Origin of the sequence: Paraburkholderia solisilvae (genome assembly GCF_902859875.1) — a bacterium.
Classification (GTDB): domain Bacteria; phylum Pseudomonadota; class Gammaproteobacteria; order Burkholderiales; family Burkholderiaceae; genus Paraburkholderia; species Paraburkholderia solisilvae.
On the sequence record NZ_CADIKF010000030.1, the window covers coordinates 69040 to 88969 of the forward strand.

Annotated in this window: 18 protein-coding genes; 8 read left to right on the top strand and 10 right to left on the bottom strand. The window is 64.0% G+C overall.

The window, feature by feature from the left end; translation table 11 throughout:
- Nucleotides 1–29: 29 nt before the first annotated feature.
- Nucleotides 30–716, bottom strand: coding sequence for an orotate phosphoribosyltransferase (locus HV675_RS19030; protein ID WP_175112516.1), 687 nt, complete (start codon nt 714–716; stop codon nt 30–32).
- Between the two features lie 452 nt (nt 717–1168).
- Between HV675_RS19030 and HV675_RS19035 the strand changes: the two genes are divergently transcribed.
- Complete coding sequence (locus tag HV675_RS19035) at nt 1169–1342, top strand: hypothetical protein (protein ID WP_175112518.1); 174 nt, start codon at nt 1169–1171, stop codon at nt 1340–1342.
- Nucleotides 1343–1713: 371 nt separating this feature from the next.
- Nucleotides 1714–4002, top strand: coding sequence for an NADP-dependent malic enzyme (locus HV675_RS19040; protein WP_175112519.1), 2289 nt, complete (start codon nt 1714–1716; stop codon nt 4000–4002).
- 207 nt (nt 4003–4209) lie between these two features.
- On the opposite strand, the gene HV675_RS19045 is transcribed toward HV675_RS19040, so the two are convergent.
- On the bottom strand, nt 4210–7839 hold the full coding sequence (locus HV675_RS19045; protein ID WP_175112521.1) for an indolepyruvate ferredoxin oxidoreductase family protein: 3630 nt from the start codon (nt 7837–7839) through the stop codon (nt 4210–4212).
- 354 nt (nt 7840–8193) lie between these two features.
- Between HV675_RS19045 and HV675_RS19050 the strand changes: the two genes are divergently transcribed.
- Nucleotides 8194–8391 carry a hypothetical protein gene (locus tag HV675_RS19050; protein WP_175112431.1) on the top strand — a complete coding sequence of 66 codons (198 nt, stop codon included), beginning with the start codon at nt 8194–8196 and terminating at the stop codon, nt 8389–8391.
- 54 nt (nt 8392–8445) lie between these two features.
- Here HV675_RS19050 and hppD read toward each other — a convergent pair whose 3' ends face one another.
- Complete coding sequence (gene hppD, locus HV675_RS19055; RefSeq protein WP_175112523.1) at nt 8446–9543, bottom strand: 4-hydroxyphenylpyruvate dioxygenase; 1098 nt, start codon at nt 9541–9543, stop codon at nt 8446–8448.
- Nucleotides 9544–9693: 150 nt separating this feature from the next.
- On the opposite strand from hppD, the gene HV675_RS19060 reads away from it, so the two are divergent.
- Complete coding sequence (locus tag HV675_RS19060) at nt 9694–10215, top strand: Lrp/AsnC family transcriptional regulator (protein ID WP_175112525.1); 522 nt, start codon at nt 9694–9696, stop codon at nt 10213–10215.
- Nucleotides 10216–10387: 172 nt separating this feature from the next.
- Here the strand turns inward: HV675_RS19060 and HV675_RS19065 are convergent, their stop codons facing one another.
- From HV675_RS19065 to paaA, 7 genes are all read right to left on the bottom strand, one after another.
- Complete coding sequence (locus HV675_RS19065; RefSeq protein ID WP_175112527.1) at nt 10388–11056, bottom strand: GNAT family N-acetyltransferase; 669 nt, start codon at nt 11054–11056, stop codon at nt 10388–10390.
- 229 nt (nt 11057–11285) lie between these two features.
- The gene (locus HV675_RS19070; RefSeq protein ID WP_175112529.1) at nt 11286–11891 is read right to left on the bottom strand and encodes a TetR/AcrR family transcriptional regulator; all 606 of its coding nucleotides are present in this window, start codon (nt 11889–11891) and stop codon (nt 11286–11288) included.
- A 159-nt stretch (nt 11892–12050) separates the two neighbouring features.
- Entirely contained in the window at nt 12051–13145 is a 1095-nt protein-coding gene (gene paaE, locus HV675_RS19075) for a 1,2-phenylacetyl-CoA epoxidase subunit PaaE (protein ID WP_175112531.1), read from the bottom strand.
- A gap of 1 nt (nt 13146) precedes the next feature.
- Nucleotides 13147–13770, bottom strand: a complete 624-nt coding sequence (paaD, locus tag HV675_RS19080; protein ID WP_175112533.1) for a 1,2-phenylacetyl-CoA epoxidase subunit PaaD — start codon at nt 13768–13770, stop codon at nt 13147–13149.
- A 68-nt stretch (nt 13771–13838) separates the two neighbouring features.
- Nucleotides 13839–14642 (bottom strand): 1,2-phenylacetyl-CoA epoxidase subunit PaaC, encoded by an 804-nt coding sequence (gene paaC / locus HV675_RS19085; protein ID WP_175112535.1) that lies wholly within the window; start codon nt 14640–14642, stop codon nt 13839–13841.
- Between the two features lie 18 nt (nt 14643–14660).
- Nucleotides 14661–14945 carry a 1,2-phenylacetyl-CoA epoxidase subunit PaaB gene (gene paaB, locus HV675_RS19090; protein WP_175112537.1) on the bottom strand — a complete coding sequence of 95 codons (285 nt, stop codon included), beginning with the start codon at nt 14943–14945 and terminating at the stop codon, nt 14661–14663.
- A 134-nt stretch (nt 14946–15079) separates the two neighbouring features.
- The gene (paaA, locus tag HV675_RS19095) at nt 15080–16078 is read right to left on the bottom strand and encodes a 1,2-phenylacetyl-CoA epoxidase subunit PaaA (protein WP_175112539.1); all 999 of its coding nucleotides are present in this window, start codon (nt 16076–16078) and stop codon (nt 15080–15082) included.
- 203 nt (nt 16079–16281) lie between these two features.
- On the opposite strand from paaA, the gene HV675_RS19100 reads away from it, so the two are divergent.
- The 4 genes from HV675_RS19100 to HV675_RS32220 all read left to right on the top strand — a co-directional run.
- The gene (locus HV675_RS19100) at nt 16282–17394 is read left to right on the top strand and encodes a glycosyltransferase family 4 protein (protein WP_175112555.1); all 1113 of its coding nucleotides are present in this window, start codon (nt 16282–16284) and stop codon (nt 17392–17394) included.
- The gene (locus tag HV675_RS19105) at nt 17391–18257 is read left to right on the top strand and encodes a polysaccharide deacetylase family protein (RefSeq protein ID WP_175112557.1); all 867 of its coding nucleotides are present in this window, start codon (nt 17391–17393) and stop codon (nt 18255–18257) included. The genes HV675_RS19100 and HV675_RS19105 overlap by 4 nt, the downstream gene beginning before the upstream one ends.
- A gap of 137 nt (nt 18258–18394) precedes the next feature.
- Entirely contained in the window at nt 18395–19654 is a 1260-nt protein-coding gene (locus HV675_RS19110; protein WP_175112573.1) for an SGNH/GDSL hydrolase family protein, read from the top strand.
- 36 nt (nt 19655–19690) lie between these two features.
- A partial coding sequence (locus HV675_RS32220) for a hypothetical protein (RefSeq protein ID WP_217478175.1) occupies nt 19691–19930 on the top strand: 240 nt, incomplete at its 3' end.

The window sequence follows — 19930 nt, forward strand, 5'->3', positions numbered from 1 at the left end:
GCGCCCCGTGTTTCAGGCTGCGGCCGGTGTTATTGCGGCGCGGCGGTCGCGCCGCCATGCGCAGCCGACCATTCAGCCGGCGCGTGCAGGAACTTCTCCACTTCGTCGAGCGTTTTCGATTCGAAGTACCCCGATTCCTTCGCCACGCGCAACACATCCCACCAGGTCGCGAGCGCGTGCAGATCGACGTCGATGTCTTTCAGCACCGACACGCTTTCCTTGAAGATGTTGTAGTGGAACAGCACGAAACAATGATTCACCTTTGCGCCCGCGGTACGCAGCGCATTGATGAAGTTGATCTTGCTGCGGCTGTCGGTGGTCAGGTCTTCGACGAGCAGCACGCGCTGGCCTTCGGTCAGCAGACCCTCGATTTGCGCGTTGCGGCCGAAGCCCTTCGGCTTTTTGCGCACGTACTGCATCGGCACCATCAGGCGGTCCGAAAGCCATGCGGCAAACGGAATGCCGGCGGTTTCGCCACCCGCGACCGCGTCGATCTGCTCGTAGCCGACGTCGCGCAGGATGGTGGTTTCGGCCATGTCCATCAGGCCGCGGCGTACGCGCGGATACGAGATCAGCTTGCGGCAGTCGATATACACCGGGCTTGCCCAGCCGGACGTGAAGATATACGGTTTTTCAGCGTTGAAATGCACGGCCTGCACTTCGAGCAGCATGCGGGCGGTCGTGTCGGAGATCGTCTGGCGATCGAAGCCTGTCATGGGCGGTCCTTGGGTGTGATGCACGGTGAGCGGAGGGCGGGCGGCGTGCCCGACGGCGCAGCGAGCGCAGGCTCCGCGTGCCGGCGGCCTGCACGGGCGGCGCAGCCGGCCGACCTCTGGCTTCGCGAAGCACGATACCTGCGGACGTGCTGATGGATGCGAGAGGCGGAACCACGCACCGGAACCTGCGCGTCTGAACCTGGCAAGCGTCTGGCGGTTTAGTGGCGGCTGCCGGGCGAATGCCCGGCGCGGCAACTGCGCCAGAAGAGATTGCGCGAAGGCGGACCGGACTGCTGCGCGTAGCCCGCAATTTTACCCGATTCGAACCCAACCGACGAGACGCCAATGCGGCGGCGGCCAAAGTGGCAAGCCGGGCCAGTCTGTCGGCGGCTGCCGGCGCGCCGCCATTTTCGGCGCGCTTGTGACGAGCCGGCACGGCGGGTGGAGCATGGATGGTCACGCTCGGCGCGCTAGCCGTGCGGTTTTCGTTCGGCGCCGCGATTGCGCGGCCGGTGTCGAATCATGTGTTCGATATCGCCGTGCCGCTGCTGCCGATTCCCGTGTGCCGCGCCGCAGCGCCGCGCTGGAATGACGCGAGCGGGAGCGCGGTTCGCGCACCTCGGTAACGAGCGCACGGTGCCGGAACGACCCGCGCACGCGCCTCGCAGAAGCCGTTTGCCCGTTTCGCGTTGCAGCGTGACAAGCTGCACCGGATTTCGCGATGCTATCGTCTGTAGCCCCGACGCTTCGTCATCCGTACGGGGTACACTAATCGCCCCGAAACCGCTCGCGATACATCGTTCACGCTCGCGTTGTCCGTCTCCCGGTCGCATGCGGATGGCTCGGGTTGCCTGCAGATTCGATACTGCCGCGGCCTGTCTGGCGCACACGAGAATCCCCGCAATCCACTCGCCATTCAATCGACGCGGAGACCACGTGCGACGGATCGAAGCGGGTTCGAATCTTTCCGAAGTCCTCAAGTCTGCAGGTCAAAAAAATGGACGAACAACTGAAGCAAAGCGCTCTCGCATATCACCAGCATCCCCGGCCAGGCAAGATCTCGGTTACGCCGACCAAGCCGCTGTCGAACCAGCTGGACCTGTCGCTCGCCTATTCGCCGGGCGTCGCGGCCGCGTGCATGGCCATTTACGGCGAGCCGCTCGATGCGCAGAAGTACACGTCGCGCGGCAATCTGGTCGGCGTCGTGACGAACGGCACCGCGGTGCTCGGCCTCGGCAATATCGGGCCGCTTGCCGCGAAGCCGGTGATGGAAGGCAAAGGCTGCCTGTTCAAGAAGTTTGCCGGCATCGACGTGTTCGATATCGAGCTGAACGAGACCGATCCCGACAAGCTCGTCGAAGCGATCGCGATGCTCGAGCCGACCTTGGGCGGCATCAACCTCGAAGACATCAAGGCGCCCGAGTGCTTCTACATCGAGAAGAAGCTGCGCGAGCGGATGAAGATTCCGGTGTTCCACGACGATCAGCACGGCACCGCGATCATCGCGTCGGCGGCAATCCTCAATGGCCTGAAGGTGGTCGGCAAGCAGCTCGCGACGGTGAAGCTCGTCTGCTCGGGCGCGGGCGCCGCGGCGATCGCGTGTCTCGATCTGCTGGTGAACCTCGGCCTCGCGAAAGAGAATATTCTCGTCACGGATTCAAAGGGCGTGATCCACGCAGGCCGCGACAATCTCGACCCGTCGAAGGCGCGCTACGCCGCGCATACCGACGCGCGCACGCTGGCCGATGCGATCAGGGGCGCCGACGTATTCCTCGGCTGCTCGAGCGCCGGCGTGCTGAAGCCGGAGATGGTGAAGGAGATGGGCACGCAGCCGCTGATTCTCGCGCTCGCGAACCCGGAGCCGGAAATTCGCCCGGAAGAAGCGAAGAAGGTGCGGCCGGACTGCATCGTCGCGACCGGGCGTTCGGACTATCCGAACCAGGTGAACAACGTGCTGTGCTTTCCGTTCATCTTCCGCGGCGCGCTCGACGTCGGCGCCACCACGATCACCGAGGAAATGAAGCTCGCCTGCGTGCGCGCGATCGCGGAACTGGCCGAAGAAACGGACCAGGGCGATGAAGTCGCGAAGGCGTACGAGGGCCACTCGCTCGAGTTCGGTCCCGAGTATCTGATTCCGAAGCCGTTCGATCCGCGCCTCATCATCAAGATCGCGCCGGCCGTCGCGCAGGCCGCGATGGAATCGGGCGTCGCGACCCGTCCGATCAAGGATATGGACGCGTACCGCGAGGAGCTCGGTGCGACCGTTTACCGCACGGGCTTCGTGATGCGGCCGGTGTTCGCCGCGGCGAAGGCGCAGCCGGCGCGCATCGTGTTCGCGGAAGGCGAAGACGAGCGCGTGCTGCGCGCCGCGCAGTTCGTGCTGCTCGAGAAGATCGCGCGGCCAATCATCATCGGCCGTCCGGCGGTGATCGACATGCGCCTGAAGAAGATGGGCTCGAAGCTCAAGTGCGGCGAGGACTTCGAGATCGTCAATCCGGAAGACGATCCGCGTTACCAGATGTGCTGGCAGGCGTACCACGAGATCGGCGCGCGTGAAGGCGTGACGCCTGAAGTCGCGAAGGCCGCGATGCGCAAGTTCAACACGCTGATCGGTGCGATTCTCGTGCGTCTTGGCGAGGCGGACGGGATGATCTGCGGAATGATCGACCAGTACCACACGCATCTGAAGTTCATCGAACAGGTGCTCGGCAAGGCCGAGAACGTCGGCAACTTCGCCGCGATGAATCTGCTGATGCTGCCGGGCCGCAATCTGTTTATCTGCGACACGTATGTCAATGAATGCCCGAGCGCGGAAGAGCTTGCCGATATGACGCTGCTCGCCGCGCGCGAGATCGAGAAGTTCGGCATCACGCCGAAGGTCGCGCTGCTGTCGAGCTCGAACTTCGGCAGCTCGCCTTCGTCGTCGTCGCAGCGGATGGCTGCCGCGCGCAAGCTGATTGCCGCGCGCGCGCCGAATCTGGAAGTGGACGGCGAAATGCATGGCGACGCGGCGCTGTCCGAGGCCGTGCGCAAGGCGGCATTTCCGGGCACGGCGCTGACCGGCGAAGCGAATCTGCTGATCATGCCGAACGTCGAAGCGGCGAACATCACGTACAACCTGCTGAAGATGATCGGCGGCGACGGCGTGACGGTCGGCCCGTTCCTGCTCGGCGCCGACAAGCCGGTGCATATCCTGACGCCGGCCGCAACCGTGCGGCGCATTATCAACATGACGGCGGTGGCATCGGCGAACGTGGCGGTGCGGCAGCCGGCGGCAGCGAAGTAAGGGTCGCGCGGGGTGCTGCGTCGGCTGCCGCATCGCTGACGTCGCGCTCGTGAAAGCGGAAGGGGCGCTCCGAGCGGATCGGAGTGCCCCTTTTTTGCGTGTTCACCGGGCGGCCTGCTTGTGGCGCTTGCCGAGGCGCTTACTGTTGGAATTCCCGGACATATTGCATTCACCGCCATTCGAACCCGAACGGCGGCGATGCATCGGTCAGGCAACGTGCCGCGTCTGGCCGGCGGGTGCGCGCCATTTCGCGAGCAACTGCGACCATTTCGTACGCACGCCTTTCAGATTGTTTTCCTTCACGTGACCGTAGCCGCGGATGCCGTCCGGCAGATTCGCGAGTTCGACAGCGAGCGCGCGCCTTTCTGCGTTGAGGCCCGTGTTAGGTCCCGAGTTAAGCCCCGAGTTAAATCCATCAATCAACTCCCGCACCAGCGCCTCATATTCGACGATCAGCGCACGCTCGGTGCGACGCTCATCGGTCTTGCCGAACACGTCGAGGGCGGTGCCGCGCAGGAAGCGCAGTTTCGCGAGCACGTGCATCGCGGAGAGCATCCACGGGCCGTACTGCTTTTTCACCAGATGGCCATGCGCGTCCTTCTTCGACAGCGCGGGCGGCGCGAGATGGACCTTGAGCTTCCAGTCGCCTTCGAAGTTCGCCTTGACCTTCTCGATGAACGCCGGGTCCGTGTAAAGACGTGCGACTTCGTACTCGTCCTTGTACGCCATCAGCTTGTGCAGGTTCTTCGCGACGGCTTCGGTCAGCGCGAGCTGTGTGCCTTCCGGGTCCAGCGCGGTCTCGGCCGCACGCACCTCGTCGACCAGCTTGCGATAGCGCGCCGCGTACGCATCGTTCTGATACGCGGCCAGATACTTCACGCGCTTGTCGATCAGCGTGTCGAGCGCTTTGGGCGTATGGAGCGACACGATCTTGCTGCCAGCCGTATCGGTATCCGGCGTGCGGCCGTTCGATTCGGCAAGCCGACGCACAGTGGCCAGGTCGTGCGCCGCGCGGCGGCCCCATTCGAAGGCGGCGAGGTTTTTCTCGACCTGCACCGCGTTCAGTTCGATCGCGCGCTCGAGCGATGCATACGTGAGCGGCAGCCAGCCACGCTGCCACGCGTAGCCGAGCACAAACGGGTTCGTATAGATGGCGTCGCCGAGCAGCGCGACCGCGAAGCGGTTCGCATCGACGGCCGATACGCGATCGTCGCCGGCGGCGGCGCGTACATCCGCGTCGGTGCTCGCGCCGGGGAAGCGCCAGTCCGGATTCTTGATGAACGCGGCAGTCGGCGTCGGTGCGCTGTTCAGCACGACGTGCGTGCGGCCGGCTTGCATCCGCGAGACGCACTCGTCGCTGGCGGTCACGATCGCATCGCAGCCGATCACGAGGTCTGCTTCGCCCATCGCGATACGGGTCGCGTGAATATCGTCCGGCCGGTTCGCGATCTGCACGTGGCTCATCACCGCGCCGCCTTTCTGCGCGAGCCCGGTGATATCGAGCACCGTCACGCCCTTGCTTTCCAGATGCGCGGCCATGCCGAGCAGCGCGCCGATCGTCACGACGCCGGTGCCGCCGACACCGGTCACGAGCACGCCGTACGGCTGGCCGATGGCGGGCACATTCGGTTCGGGCACCGGCGGCATCGCGTCGCTCGCGACGCCGGTTGCAACGGGCTTGCGCAACTGGCCGCCCTCGACCGTCACGAAGCTCGGGCAGAAGCCCTTCAGGCAAGAGTAGTCCTTGTTGCAGGTCGACTGGTTGATCTGCCGTTTGGTGCCGTACTCGGTTTCGAGCGGCTCGACGGACAGGCAGTTCGACTGCACCGAGCAATCGCCGCAGCCTTCGCACACGGCTTCGTTGATCACGACGCGCTTAGCCGGATCCGGATACGCGTCGCGTTTGCGGCGGCGCCGCTTTTCGGTCGCGCAGGTCTGGTCGTAGATCAGGACTGTCGTGCCTTCGATGTCGCGCAACTCGCGCTGCACATCGTCGAGCAGGTCGCGGTGATATACGGAGATGCCGGGCGCGAGGCCGACATTCGGCGTGTATTTGTCCGGTTCGTCGGTGACGATCACGATTTTCTTCGCGCCTTCCGCGGCGAGCTGGTGGGTGATTTGCGGCACGCTCAGCGTGCCGTCGACCGGTTGGCCGCCGGTCATCGCGACCGCGTCGTTGTACAGAATCTTGTAAGTGATGTTCGCCTTCGACGCGATGGCCGCGCGAATTGCGAGCAGCCCCGAGTGGAAGTACGTGCCGTCGCCGAGGTTCGCGAACACGTGTTTGTCGTTCGTGAACGGCGCCTGGCCGACCCATGCGACGCCTTCGCCGCCCATCTGGCTGAACGTGCTGGTGCTGCGGTCCATCCACACGGTCATGTAGTGGCAGCCGATGCCGGCCATCGCGCGCGAGCCTTCGGGCACATTGGTCGACGTGTTGTGCGGGCAGCCCGAACAGAACCACGGCTTGCGCTCCGCTTCGACGCGCGGCCGCGCGAGGGCTTTTTCCTTCGCGTCGATCACCGCGATGCGCGCTGCAATGCGCGCGCGCACATCGGACGGCAAATCGAACTTGTCCAGACGCGTGGCGATCGCCTTCGCGATGATGGCCGGCGACAGTTCGTAATGCGCGGGCAGCAGCCAGTTGCCCATCGGCACCGACCATTCGCCGCCCGCGCCGTCTTTCTCGTCGAACTTGCCGAACACGCGCGGACGCTGCGCGTCCGGCCAGTTGTAGAGCTCTTCCTTGATCGCGTATTCGAGAATCTGGCGCTTCTCTTCGACCACCAGAATTTCCTGGAGCCCGCGCGCGAACAGGTGCGCGCCTTGCGCTTCGAGCGGCCACACGCAGCCGACCTTGTAGAGGCGAATGCCGATGCGCGAACATGTTTCGTCATCGAGGCCGAGGTCGCACAGCGCCTGGCGGACGTCGAGATACGCCTTGCCGCCGGTCATGATGCCAAAGCGCGCATGCGGCGAGTCGATTTCGATGCGGTCCAGCTTGTTTGCGCGTACGTAGGCGAGGCCCGCATACCACTTGTAATCGAGCAGCCGTGCTTCCTGCACGAGCGGCGAATCGGGCCAGCGAATGTTCAAACCGCCTTCGGGCATCGCGAAGTCGGTCGGCAGGATGATTTGTGTGCGATGCGGATCGATGTCGACCGAGGCCGACGATTCGACGACGTCGGTCACGCACTTCATCGCGACCCAGAGGCCGGAATAGCGGCTCATCGCCCAGCCGTGCAGGCCGAAGTCGAGGTATTCCTGCACGTTCGACGGAAACAGCACGGGCAGCCCGCAGGCCTTGAAGAGATGCTCCGACTGGTGCGCGAGCGTCGACGATTTCGCCGCGTGGTCGTCGCCGGCCAATACCAGCACACCGCCATGACGTGACGAGCCGGCCGAGTTGCCGTGCTTGAGGACGTCGCCCGAACGGTCGACACCGGGGCCTTTGCCGTACCACATCGAGAACACGCCGTCGTACTTCGCGCTCGGGTACAGATTGACCTGCTGCGTACCCCAGACGGCGGTCGCCGCGAGGTCTTCGTTGACGCCAGGTTGAAAAACGATTTGATGCGCGGCGAGGTGCTTCTTCGCTTTCCAGAGCGACAGGTCGAGGCCGCCGAGCGGCGAGCCGCGATAGCCCGAAATGAAGCCGGCCGTGTTGAGCCCGGCGGCCTTGTCGCGCTCCTGCTGCAGCATCGGTAGCCGCACGAGCGCCTGGATGCCGCTCATGTATGCGCGGCCGCGTTCGAGTGTGTATTTGTCGTCGAGCGTGACGGACGATAACGCGGCTTCGAGCGATGCTCGCTGACCTGCGTCTAGTGGGGCATTCATTGTATGCATTCCTCCAGCGACTTTGGGATCACCAAAAACTTGCCTGGGGCCGCTGCGTCTTGTGAACGCGTTGGCCGGGACCGCCATCATGACGGCTTTTAATCGATGGTAGCACTCGGAAAAACCCGCCGCATCGCGCTCGACATGCCGCAATGCGAGGTGCCTGACATTGGGCCTGATGACGCGGGTATGACTATCTGTATGACGCACGGTTTGCCGGTGTAACAACGTGTAAAAGCCACGTGCGCCCGGAACCGGCAGTGGTTCACTTGTCTAATTCCCCACCTGCGCTTTCCCGCAACGTTCCGCATGAGGCGGTGCTTCGCAGCGCAGGTGTCAGAACGAGGAGCAAGCATGAACAGCAAGCATGTCCAGACCTTCCTGATGGTCTCAGCCGCATTTTTCGCAATCAGCGCACCGGTGCGCTCGAATAGCGCACAACCCGCATCGAACGGCGCACCGAGCGGTGTGGTTCGCGCGACGCAGGCGGTATCGAAGACCTCGGGCGAGCAACAGTCGGGCGCATCGGTGCGCATGCCGTCAGGCAAATGACTCTTTCGATTTGTACGGGGTGCCGGTTCGCTGGTTCATCCCGAGCTTCGCCGGTTATGCGTTGTCCTTCACCACCCCCCGCCGGATCTGATCCAGTTCGATTGATTCGAACAACGCCTTGAAGTTACCTTCGCCGAAACCCTGGTTCCCCTTGCGCTGGATGATCTCGAAGAAGATCGGTCCGATCTGATTTTCGGTGAAGATCTGCAGCAGCAGATCGTCGTGTGCGCCGTCGATCAGAATCTTGCGTGCGCGCAGCGCGTCCAGCGGCTCACCGTGATCCGGCACGCGGCGCTCAACCAGTTCGTAATACGTGTCGACGGTGTCGAGCAGCGCGATGTTCGACGCGCGCAAGCCGTCGACCGTGCGATAGATGTCGCTCGTGCCAAGCGCGATGTGCTGGATGCCCTCGCCGTGATAGGCGTCGAGATACTCCTGAATCTGGCCCGCTGTCTCCGAGCCTTCTTCGTTGATCGGAATGCGGATCTTGCCGCAGGGCGAGGTCATCGCTTTCGACTTCACACCGGTTACCTTGCCTTCGATATCGAAGTAGCGAACTTCGCGGAAGTTGAAGAGGCGCTCGTAGAATTCGGCCCATTCGCGCATGCGGCCGCGGTGCACGTTGTGCGTCAAATGGTCGATATAGGTGAGGCCGTGGCCGGCCGGATTCGGGTCGGCGCCCGCGATGGGTTCGAAGTCGACGTCGTAGATGCCGATGTCGCCGATGCTGCCCGGGCTCGCGCCGTTCTTGCCGCGCCAGCGGTCGACGAAATAGATCAGCGAATCGCCGACGCCTTTGATCGCCGGAATGTTGAGCTCCATCGGGCCGGTCTGGTTGTCGAAGCCCCAGGCGCCCAGCTCGAGCGCGCGGCGATACGCTTTCGCGGCGTCCTGCACGCGGAACGCGATCGCGCAGATCGACGGACCGTGAAGCCGCGCGAAACGCTGCGCGAATGAATCGGGCTCGGCGTTGACAATGAAATTGATGTCGCCCTGCCGGTACAGCGTCACATCCTTGTGCCGGTGGCGAGCGACTGCGGCGAAGCCCATCTGTTCGAACAGGTTGCCGAGTGCTTTCGGGTCGGGCGCGGCGTATTCGACGAACTCGAAGCCGTCGGTGCCGACGGGGTTATCCCAGGTTTGAACCTTCATGTGAACGTGTCTCCGGAATGCGGCGCGCATCCGCGCGCATGCGATCACACGAGTTTATCGGTGGCGTTGCAACGGAAACTTGCGAAATAAATCGTGCGTGATTACGCTTTCGCTATTTAATAGCTTCAATTCGCGCAGAGGTGGCAGAAAATGCCCGACACTGAACTCGATGCGATCGACCGCCGCATTCTGGCCATCCTGCAGCAGGAGGGCCGACTATCGAATCAGGAAATCGCGGAGCGGGTCAATCTGTCGCCGAGCCCGTGCTTGCGCCGGATCCGGCGGCTGGAAGAAAGCGGCGTCATACGGGGGTACGTGGCGCTGCTCGACGCGAAACAGCTCGGCCTCGATCTGCTCGCGTTTGTGAACGTGCGGCTTGAAAAGCGTGGCACGCCGACGGGCGCCGCGCGCGGAGATGCCGCTGCGCACGCGCACGCGGGCGTGACGCATGCGGAGCTGTTTCGCGCAGCGGTGCAGACGTGGCCGGAGGTGATCGCTTGCCACGCGATGACCGGGGAGATGGACTATCTGCTACGCGTGCAGGTCGAGGATATGGCGCGCTTCTCGCACTTCGTGCAGGACGTGCTGTTGCATCACCCGTCGGTGATCGATGTCAAGACGAGCTTTTCGCTCGAGACGTTCAAGGAAACGACGGCGTTGCCGATCAGGTGAAACGTGGCGTTGCGAGATGCGCGCAGGGCTGGAGCGGCATGCTTTGACACGCTGTGACGTCTTCCGCATGCAATCCGCGCGCGGGAAAGAAAAAGGCGGAGAAGGGCGAAAAAAAGGCGGCACGGTGAATGTGCCGCCCTTGCTTCGCTTCGTCGATGCGCTGCGGCGGCTATCAGGCAGCCAGTTCGACCGGCAACAGCGACTCCAGCAGCGTCGACGTCTGGTGCGCGTGGCGTTTTAGCGCGTAGTCCAGCGCGGCCGCCTGTTCTTCGAGCATCTCCGTCAGGATGCTCGATTGATCGGCCGGCGCGAGCGTCAGATACGCATCGGCTTCGCCGTACGCACGTTCGATCCTCATGCCCGCCTTTCTCGCGATATGCATCATGGTTCTGTTGCGCGACAGGCAGTGCATGTAAAGCGTCGACACGTGCGTGTTGCGGCTGCGGATCGCTGCGCGCTCGAAGAGCTTCGTGCCGATGCCCTGGCCACGCGCGCTTTCGACCACCGACACACCGAACTCGGCCGTGCGCTCGCCGTCTTGCGCGGGCAGATACGCGAGATGCGCGACGCCGACCAGCTCGAGCTCGCGGTTGAACACGCCGAAGACCGTGTCGCGGTAGAAGTCGATCGCATGCACGTAGTGCTCGATGACATGGTCCGGCACGATCTGGCCGAAGCGCAGCAGGCGATCGTCTTCGCCGAGGCCGAGAAAGTGCGCGAGCAGGCGTTCGCGGTCTTTCGCGCCGAGTTCCCGAACCAGCACAGGCGCAAGGCCGCCCACGCGCAATGCGCGATCGGGTCGTGCGATCGGCTCTCCGGCTCGGACAGTAGTCTTGCTCATGGCGGGTTCTCCTATTCATCTGGCGGCATGACGCGCCGCAGCAGTGATTTTAATGGAAAGCTACATTCCACACTAGGGAAAACCCGTATTTCGGACTTGTCTGACTCGACCGGACAACCGGTTACACGCCCAAGTTATTGAATATTAAAAGATTAATTAAAAATGTGGATGGGCGCCTTGTGCGCTCTCTTGTCGCGGATTAGCTACGGCGCATGCTGCGTCGCAAAAATTACTTCGGGATGCTCAATCCGTGATCGACCATTCCGACGACCTGCTCGGCGAACTCCCCGTAGCCCATCCGGCCGCCCGGCTTGAGCCAGGTGAAGGTCCAGTTGATCATGCCGAACACCATCATGGTCAACGCGGTCTGGTTGTCGCGCGCGACGCGCTCCGGATACGCACGCGCCAGCTGGCGGGCGAACGCGGCGACCACGTCGCGCTGACGGTTCAGGATCACCTCGCGCTGCGCGTCGTCGAGATATTTGACATCGTTGAGCAGCGCGACATGCCGGCTGTGCGACGTTTCATATTCGGCGAGGAAGGCGCGGATCAGCTCCGCGAAGGTTTCGCGTTCGGTGAGTCCGCGCCGCTGGCTCGACCCTTCGACCTCGGCGATGATCAGCATCAGCCGCTTCGTGTAGCGGTCGAGCAGATCGAACAGGATGGCTTCCTTGCTCTCGTAGTAGTGGTAGAGGCGCGCTTTCGACGTGCCGCTCGCGGCGGCGAGATCCGCCATCGAGGTGCTCGGGTAGCTGGTCTGCGCGAACTTTTCTGCGGCGAGTTCGAGAATCTGGTCGCGTTGGGTTTCGTGGTCGGGGGCTCGGGTGCGGGCCATGGCTTGTTGTTGTCTCGAAAGCTGAAAGGGCCGCTCGTGCGCGGCGTTCGGCCCGTGCGCGAGCGGCCTTAGTGTAAGCGGATCGCGATCGTGCCGAAAGCGCGGCGGCGTGCTGCTTTCGCGTGCTGTGCTGGCGTGGATTGGCCCGCGCCGCCGCGCTTACCGTTCGTCGTAGCTCACGACCACTTTATCCGTCACCGGATGACACTGGCAGGTCAACACGAAGCCGTCGCGAATCTCGTGCGCTTCGAGCGTGTAGTTCCGGTCCATCTTCACTTCGCCTTCCAGCACTTTCGCGCGGCACGTGCAGCACACGCCGCCCTTGCACGCATACGGCAGCGCCAGTCCGGCGCGCAGCCCGACGTCGAGCAGACTCAGGCCCGCATACGGCAGGCGCAGCTTGCGGCGTTTGCCGTCGAGCACGATTTCGAGGTCGGCGGCCGGCGTGTTGCCGGTGATCTCGGCGGGCGGCACGCCCGCTTGCGGCAGCGGCGAACCGAAGCGTTCGACGTGAATTTTTTGCGGGGCAAGGCCAGCTGCCTCGAGTGCCGCTTCGGCGGCGTCCATCATCGGCGCAGGGCCGCAGATGAACGCCTCGTCGATGATGGCCGCAGGCACCAGCGCGTCGAGGAATGCGGCGCACTTCGGCTCGTCGAGCACACCGTTGAAGAGCTCGACGTCCTGCAGATCGTCCGACAGCACGTGATACAGCACGAAGCGGTTCATAAAACGGTTCTTCAGGTCTTCGAGCTCTTCCGCGAACATGATCGAATCGACGCTGCGGTTGCCGTAGATCAGCACGAAGCGGCTGCGCGGCTCGAGTTCGAGCGTCGTCTTGATGATCGCGAGCACTGGCGTAATGCCGGAGCCGCCGGCGAACGCGACATATTGCTGGCCTTGCTCCGCATTCAGGTGCGTGAAGAAGCGGCCGTCCGGCGTCATCACGTCGACCGTGTGGCCGGCCTGCAGCGTATCGAACGCGAAGTTCGAAAAACGGCCGCCGCGCACGCGCTTGATGCCGATGCGCAACTCGCCGTCGCGATCGTAGTCGGTGACGCCGACGCAGATCGAGTACGAACGGCGCATCTCCTCGCCGTCGATATGCGCCTTCAGCGTGACAAATTGGCCCTGCGTGAAGCGGTATAGCTCGCGCAACGGCGGCGGCACTTCGAACGCGACCGAAACCGCGTCGGCGGTTTCGGGGCGGACTTCCCGAATACGCAGCGGATGGAATTGCGGGGTCGGGGCGGCCATATCAGTAGGGTTTGAAGTAGTCGAAGGGTTCGCGGCAGTCGATGCAGCGGTAGAGCGCCTTGCATGCGGTCGAGCCGAATTGCGCGAGGCGTTCGGTGTGCGCGGAGCCGCAGCGCGGGCAGGCGGGCAGGGCCGGCGTGGGGTGCGGGGCGCGTGCCGCATGTGCGGCGGTCGTGCGCGGGACGATGCGGATCGCCTTTTCGCGGCTGTCCTCGCTGTGCGCGGCGGCGCTGCTGTCGCCGCTCGCGGCCGCGTGCTGGCTGGTGGGCGGCGCGATGCCGTATGCGCGCAGCTTTTCGCGGGCGTCGGCGTCAATCCAGTCCGTGGTCCAGGCCGGCGCGAGCGCGGTTTCGATTCGATAAGGCGCAAGTTGTGCGGCGTCGAGCGCGTGGCTAATGTCGGCGGCGATTTGCGACATCGCCGGGCAGCCGGAGTAGGTCGGCGTGATCACGACTTCGAGCGTGCCGTCCGACGCGCGGCGCACGTCACGCAGGATGCCCAGTTCGCGGATCGAGACCACCGGTATTTCCGGATCGGGGACCGCTTCCAGCGCGGCCCATGCGCGCGCCAGCGTGGGGTCCGCGAGGGTGTCGGCGATCCGGTGTGCGTGGATTGGCGTGGTCATCAGGGCTTCCTGTGCTGCGTTGGGACCCGGTGCGGTTGCCTGCGTTGATCGGCTCTTCATCGCGAGGCTTACCAGGTCGCGCCTGGATGTTGCCGCGCGACGCTTTGCAGCTCGGCGAGCAGAAAGCCCATGTGTTCCGAATGCTCGCCGTGCTTGCCCGTGCTCACATGCTGGACGGGTTCGGCAAGCGTGAGCGTCGCTTCATCGAGTGCGGCGCGCACGTCGTCGAACCATGCTGTCTCGAGATCCGATGTCTTCGGACCGATGCCTGCCGATGCGATCGATGCTTCGATCGCATCGGCGCTGAAGAACTCGCGCGTGTACGGCATCAGGTAGTCGAGCGCGGCTTGCGCGCGGCGATGCGATTCATCGGTGCCGTCGCCGAAACGGATCAGCCACTCGCGTGCGTGATGCACGTGGTAGCACGCTTCCTTGAGCGACTTCGCGGCGATCGCGGCCAGCTGCGTATCGGCCGATGCGGTGAGCGCGCTCCACAGGTGTTCCATCAGCGTCGAGTGGAGAAAGTTGCGCACGATCGTCACCGCGTAGTCCCTGTCCGCCCGCGCGGTGCCCGCGAGCGGACCGTAGTGCGGCAACTCGACGAGCGTGTAGTTCGCAAATTCGCGCTCGCTGCGGAAGCAGGCGTAGTCGTCTTCGGTGCGTGAGCGGCCGGTCAGCGTCTGTTCGAGCGATGCCGCGTGCGTGTAGAGCAGCCGCGCTTGCCCGATCAGATCGAGGCTCATGTTCGCGAGCGCGATGTCCTCTTCGAGCACCGGGCCGTGTCCGCACCACTCGGCGTTGCGCTGGCCGAGAATCAGCGCCGTGTCGGCGAGCCGCAGCACATATGAGAGATGTTCGGGTGTGGTGTTCATATCGCGGGTCGATTGCGCCTACATGTGATTGATTTCGTCAGGCAGCGTGAAGAACGTCGGGTGGCGGTAGATCTTGTCGGCCGCCGGCTCGAACAACTCGCCCTTTTCATCCGGCGCGGAGGCCGTGATCGCCGACGACGGCACGACCCAGATGCTCACGCCTTCCTGGCGCCGCGTGTAGACGTCGCGCGCCATGCGCAGCGCCATCGACGCGTCCGCCGCGTGCAGGCTGCCGCAGTGCTTGTGGTCGAGGCCCTGCTTGCTGCGCACGAAGACTTCCCAAATCGGCCATTCCTTGTTCACGGTTGTGCTCCTTGCTTTGTCGCTTCCTTGCTGATGCGCTGTCGTGTTTGCGGCGGTGCGCTTGTGCGTGTGCTTGTGTGTGGGTTTTTGCGTGCGTTTTTGCGGCGAGGTCGGGCGCGCGTGCCCAGCAAGCGTCACGCAGCCTCCTGCTGCGCGCGCTTGCGCTGCTTTTCCGCATGCGCGAGCGCGGCCTCGCGCACCCAGGCGCCGTCGTCGTGCGCCTTGACGCGCGTGGCGAGCCGCTCCCTGTTGCACGGTCCGTCGCCGTTGACGACGCGCCAGAACGCGTCCCAGTCGATTGCGCCGTAGTCGTAGTGGCCGCTTGCCTCGTTCCACTTCAGCTGGTCGTCGGGCAGCGTGACGCCGAGCACTTTCGCCTGTTCAACCGTGGCGTCGACGAACTTCTGCCGCAAGTCGTCGTTCGAGATCCGCTTGATGCCCCACGCGGCCGACTGGTTGCTGTGCACCGAGTCTTTGTCGCTCGGGCCGAACATCATCAGCACCGGCCACCACCAGCGGTCGACCGCCTCTTGCACGAGCGCGCGTTGCGCATCGGTGCCTTTCATCATCGCGAGGAGCGCGTCGAAACCCTGCCGCTGATGGAACGACTCCTCCTTGCAGATGCGGATCATCGCGCGCGCGTAGGGGCCGTATGTGCAGCGGCACAGCGGTATCTGGTTCATGATCGCGGCGCCATCGACGAGCCAGCCGATGACGCCGACGTCCGCCCAGCTCGGCGTCGGATAGTTGAAGATGCTCGAGTACTTCGCCTTGCCGGCGTGCAGCGCGTCGATCAGCTGATCGCGCGAGACGCCGAGCGTTTCGCACGCGCTGTACAGATACAGTCCGTGACCGGCTTCGTCCTGCACCTTCGCCAGCAGGATCGCCTTGCGCTTGAGGCTCGGTGCGCGGGTGATCCAGTTGCCTTCCGGCAGCATGCCGACGATCTCCGAGTGCGCGTGCTGCGAAATCTGCCGCACGAGCGTCTTGCGATACGCGTCGGGCATCCAGTCCTGCGGCTCGATTTTTCCGTCCGCGCCGATCACCGCGTCGAAGCGCTGTTGTTCGGGCGATGTGACGGCGGTGTCTTGCGGCTCCGCGTGGCCGGGGACGTCGAGGGATTGCGTGTACATGGCGGGCGCTGGTGACTGAGGTGAGGAGACTGTGGTTGGCAGTATAAACCAACCGATCGGTCGGTTAATTGGTATTTCCATGCAGGAATGGACAAACTGCGGCCGGGCGGTTGCAGGGGCATGCCATTGACAATCTTGATCATTGACAAATTTTCACAATTAAATCAATAGTTTAGAGATGGGTCGCGCGATACGATCCGAGCATGAAAATCTTGCATAGCGAATCGTCCCGCGGGTGGGGCGGCCAGGAAATCCGGACATTGAAAGAGATGGTCGCGCTTCAGGAGCGGGGACATACCGTCGAACTCGTTTGTCCGGCCGAGGCGGAAATCGGCAGGCGCGCCGCCGCGGTCGGCTTGCCGGTCCATCACGCGCCGATGACAACCGGCGGCGACCTCGCATCGATGTTGACGATCCGCTCGCTGCTCTCGCGTCGCGCGTTCGACGTGCTGAACACGCACAGCGGTCATGATTGCCTCGTCGCCGGTCTCGCGGCGCGCGCCGCGCGCACGCCTCTGATCGTGAGAACGCGGCATCTGGCGCTGCCCGTCACCTCGCTTGCCACCTATAGCTGGATTCCGCATCACGTCATTGCGGTCAGCGCGTGCGTGCAGCGCTACCTCGCCTCCGTCGGCGTCGCGCACAAGCGGATCACCACGATTTACGACGGCGTGCCGCAGCCTGCCGACGATGAACCGGCGACGCTGCGCGCCGAACTCGGCCTGCCTGCTGATGCGACGATCGGCTGCATGGTGGCGATGATGCGCGAGCAAAAAGGCCACGACGACCTGATCGACGCGGTACGCCCGTTGCTCGCCAATCGCACCGCGCTGCATTTCGTGCTGGCGGGAGACGGACCTGGTTTGGCACGCATCAGGGGGCGCGTCGAGTCGTTGGGCCTGACGGGCCGAATCCATCTGCTTGGCTTGCGCAACGATATTCCGAACGTGCTGCGCAGCAGCGACTTCTTCGTGTTGCCGACGCATCAGGAGGCACTGGGGCAATCGTTTATCGAAGCGATGTTGCGCGGTCTGCCGGTGATTGGGACGCGTGTGGACGGCGTGCCGGAACTGGTGGAGGACGACGTCAACGGGTTGCTGGTGCCGGCGAGAGACTGCGCCGCGCTGCGCGACGCGATTGTGCGGCTGCTCGACGATCCGCCGCTGCGCACGCGCCTTGCCGCGCAGGCAAGCCGGATCGGCGAGCGAGGATTTTCGGTCGCGCAGATGGCCGATGAAACGATCGACTGCTATTGCCGCGGCCTTGCCGGGCGAAAGAGGCAGCCGCGTTTTGCGGGGTTGGGGCAACTTTCATGAGCGGCGCCGCGCGGGCGGTTCCGGTATTGATGTATCACCACATCAGTCCGTCGCCAGGCATGATTACCGTCACGCCTCACCATTTCGCGCAGCAGATGGCGTGTCTTGCGCAGCGCGGCTATCGAACGCTGAGCGCTGGCGAACTCGGGCGTTACCTGTCGGGCCAGCCGGTTGCGCCGAAGTCGGTGGTCATCACGTTCGACGACGGGTATCTCGACAACTGGGTGCACGCGCATCCGGTTTTGCAGAAGCATGGCTTCAGCGCAATCTGCTTTCTTGTCAGCGCGTGGCCCGGTGAAGGACCCGTGCGGCCTCACGCGGCGAGCGATGACAGCCGGCCCCTGCCGCGCCTGTTGAATCATGCGGAAGGTGAGGCCGCGATCGCAAACGGCCGTGCGGACGATGCGATTTTGCGCTGGTCCGAAATTGACGAAATGCGGCGCTGCGGGACCTTCGAGTTCCACAGTCATACGCACACTCACGTTCGCTGGGACCGCGTGGCGCGCAGTCGCGACGAAAAGCGCGAGCGCCTGCGTGACGATCTGGTCCGCGCGCGCGCAATGCTTCGCTTGCGCCTTGGCGAAGACTCGGACCATCTGTGCTGGCCGCAAGGCTACTATGACGACGATTACCGCGAAGTCGCGCTCGGTATCGGTTTCCGTTACTTCTATACGTGCGCCAGCGGCACCAATGCCTTCGCCTTCGGGCGACGGTCTGGACCATCATGGCCTTCACCCGCTTTGAACGGGCATTCGATCAGGCGGCTCGAGGTGCGGAACAAGCCGGCGCCCTGGCTGGCAAGCCGGCTGTGGGTGCATAGCCGACCGCTCGTGAGCAGTGTGTATCTGTCTATCAAACGATAAGTCGCGCGAGATGCGCTGGGGCGTCACCGTCGGCCTACCCCGGCAGCGCCCGACTCTTATGTGAGTGTCGTTCGTCCGGCGGGGCGGGTTCGTGCACAATGTGCGCTCCTTTTTCCCCGCTTGTCTGATTGATGAATATGATCGCTCGCACGTTGGCTGTCGGCTGTGGCGCTGCCTTTCTCTTCACGGCGTTCGCGTCCGCCGGCGCGGCCGAAATGCCGCATGGTCAATGGGTCACGGCCTGGGCGACGGCGCTGCAGCCTATTCCCCAAACTGCGCAGTTGCCGGCGCTCTATCGCGCGCCGGAAGTCGCGGGCCGTACGGTTCGGCAAATCGTTTATCCGACGTTGTCCGGCGACAAGGTGCGCGTGCACATCAGCAATGCATATGGAAGCGCGCCGCTCGTGATCGAGGCGATGACGCTTGCCCGGGCGACGTCGGGCGCGAAAACGCAAGGCGGCGGGGCGAGCGTGAGATTCGGCGGAAAGATGTCGGTCGCCGTGCCGGCAGGCGGCGAAGTGGATAGCGATGCGGTTCAGGCGGACGTGGCGGCGGGTGAGCCATATGCGATCAGCACGTATATGGGGCCCGGCCAGCGGATGGCGGCGTGGCATCGTGTCGCGAGTCAGGTCAATTACGTGTCGGCGCCCGGCGACCATACCGGAGATGCGTCCGACGATGCTTTCCGGCAGCGCTTCACCCAGTACGCGTGGGTGACCGGGCTGATGGTCGAGGCGCCGGCGGCGACGGCGGTTGCCGCGATCGGCGATTCGATTACCGATGGTATGCGCTCGAGCCTGAATCAGAACCAGCGCTGGCCGGACGCCTTCGCCCGCAAGGTTGCGCAAACGGGCGACCGGTCGATGGCGGTCGTCAATCTCGGCATCAGCGGCAACCGCTTGCTGAGCGATTCCGCCTGCTACGGCGACGCGCTTCAGTCGCGCTTTCGTCGTGATGTGCTCGACCGGCCAGGCATCAGGACCGCGATTCTGCTGATCGGCATCAACGACATCAACTTCGCGCCGATGCCGCCGCGCGCTGGGCTCGACTGCGACGCTCCGCATACTCAGGTGACGGCGGACAGCCTCATCGAAGGATATCGGCGGGTGATTGCCGCTGCGCACGCACGTGGTGTCCGGGTCCTCGGGGCGACGCTGACGCCGGCCGCGCTTTCACCGCAGCGGGAGAATATCCGCCTCGCTGTGAATCAATGGATCAGGACGGGTCGTGCGTTTGACGGCGTAGTCGATTTCGATGCTGCTTTGCGCGACCCGGCCCGTCCGTCAACGCTGCGCAGAGCGTTTGACAGCGGCGATCACATTCATCCGGGTGACGCCGGCTATGCCGCGATGGCGGATGCGATCCCGCTTCAATTGCTCAAAGGCGCAGCACGCTGATGGAGAGCGAAAAATACCGCGTCATCGACTTGTCATATGGCGTTGGATCGCCTAGTATTCGCACCTTCGCTCGTAAACGAAGGTGTGCAGTTGGCCGCTGAGTCGGCCGTGGCGGCGCCGGATGTTTTAAGTGTGAGCGAAATAGGTGTTGACGAGGCGGGAGATAGTCTGCATAATCTCGCTTCTCTGCTGCGACGCGCGGCAGACACGGAAAGGCGGTGGTGGTTGGGCAGTGTGCGCCTTTTCTGTGACGCGATCTTTAACAATTCACAGTCG

What these genes read in the sequence shown, in the direction of transcription:
- paaA (WP_175112539.1), bottom strand. Translation starts at nt 16,078, where the DNA reads ATGTACACGCAATCCCTCGACGTCCCCGGCCACGCGGAGCCGCAAGAC.
- HV675_RS19065 (WP_175112527.1), bottom strand. Translation starts at nt 11,056, where the DNA reads ATGAGCAAGACTACTGTCCGAGCCGGAGAGCCGATCGCACGACCCGAT.
- HV675_RS19035 (WP_175112518.1), top strand. Translation starts at nt 1,169, where the DNA reads ATGGTCACGCTCGGCGCGCTAGCCGTGCGGTTTTCGTTCGGCGCCGCG.
- HV675_RS19030 (WP_175112516.1), bottom strand. Translation starts at nt 716, where the DNA reads ATGACAGGCTTCGATCGCCAGACGATCTCCGACACGACCGCCCGCATG.
- paaD (WP_175112533.1), bottom strand. Translation starts at nt 13,770, where the DNA reads ATGACCACGCCAATCCACGCACACCGGATCGCCGACACCCTCGCGGAC.
- HV675_RS19110 (WP_175112573.1), top strand. Translation starts at nt 18,395, where the DNA reads ATGATCGCTCGCACGTTGGCTGTCGGCTGTGGCGCTGCCTTTCTCTTC.
- HV675_RS19100 (WP_175112555.1), top strand. Translation starts at nt 16,282, where the DNA reads ATGAAAATCTTGCATAGCGAATCGTCCCGCGGGTGGGGCGGCCAGGAA.
- HV675_RS19060 (WP_175112525.1), top strand. Translation starts at nt 9,694, where the DNA reads ATGCCCGACACTGAACTCGATGCGATCGACCGCCGCATTCTGGCCATC.
- paaC (WP_175112535.1), bottom strand. Translation starts at nt 14,642, where the DNA reads ATGAACACCACACCCGAACATCTCTCATATGTGCTGCGGCTCGCCGAC.
- HV675_RS19050 (WP_175112431.1), top strand. Translation starts at nt 8,194, where the DNA reads ATGAACAGCAAGCATGTCCAGACCTTCCTGATGGTCTCAGCCGCATTT.
- hppD (WP_175112523.1), bottom strand. Translation starts at nt 9,543, where the DNA reads ATGAAGGTTCAAACCTGGGATAACCCCGTCGGCACCGACGGCTTCGAG.
- HV675_RS19045 (WP_175112521.1), bottom strand. Translation starts at nt 7,839, where the DNA reads ATGAATGCCCCACTAGACGCAGGTCAGCGAGCATCGCTCGAAGCCGCG.
- HV675_RS19040 (WP_175112519.1), top strand. Translation starts at nt 1,714, where the DNA reads ATGGACGAACAACTGAAGCAAAGCGCTCTCGCATATCACCAGCATCCC.
- paaE (WP_175112531.1), bottom strand. Translation starts at nt 13,145, where the DNA reads ATGGCCGCCCCGACCCCGCAATTCCATCCGCTGCGTATTCGGGAAGTC.
- HV675_RS19105 (WP_175112557.1), top strand. Translation starts at nt 17,391, where the DNA reads ATGAGCGGCGCCGCGCGGGCGGTTCCGGTATTGATGTATCACCACATC.
- HV675_RS19070 (WP_175112529.1), bottom strand. Translation starts at nt 11,891, where the DNA reads ATGGCCCGCACCCGAGCCCCCGACCACGAAACCCAACGCGACCAGATT.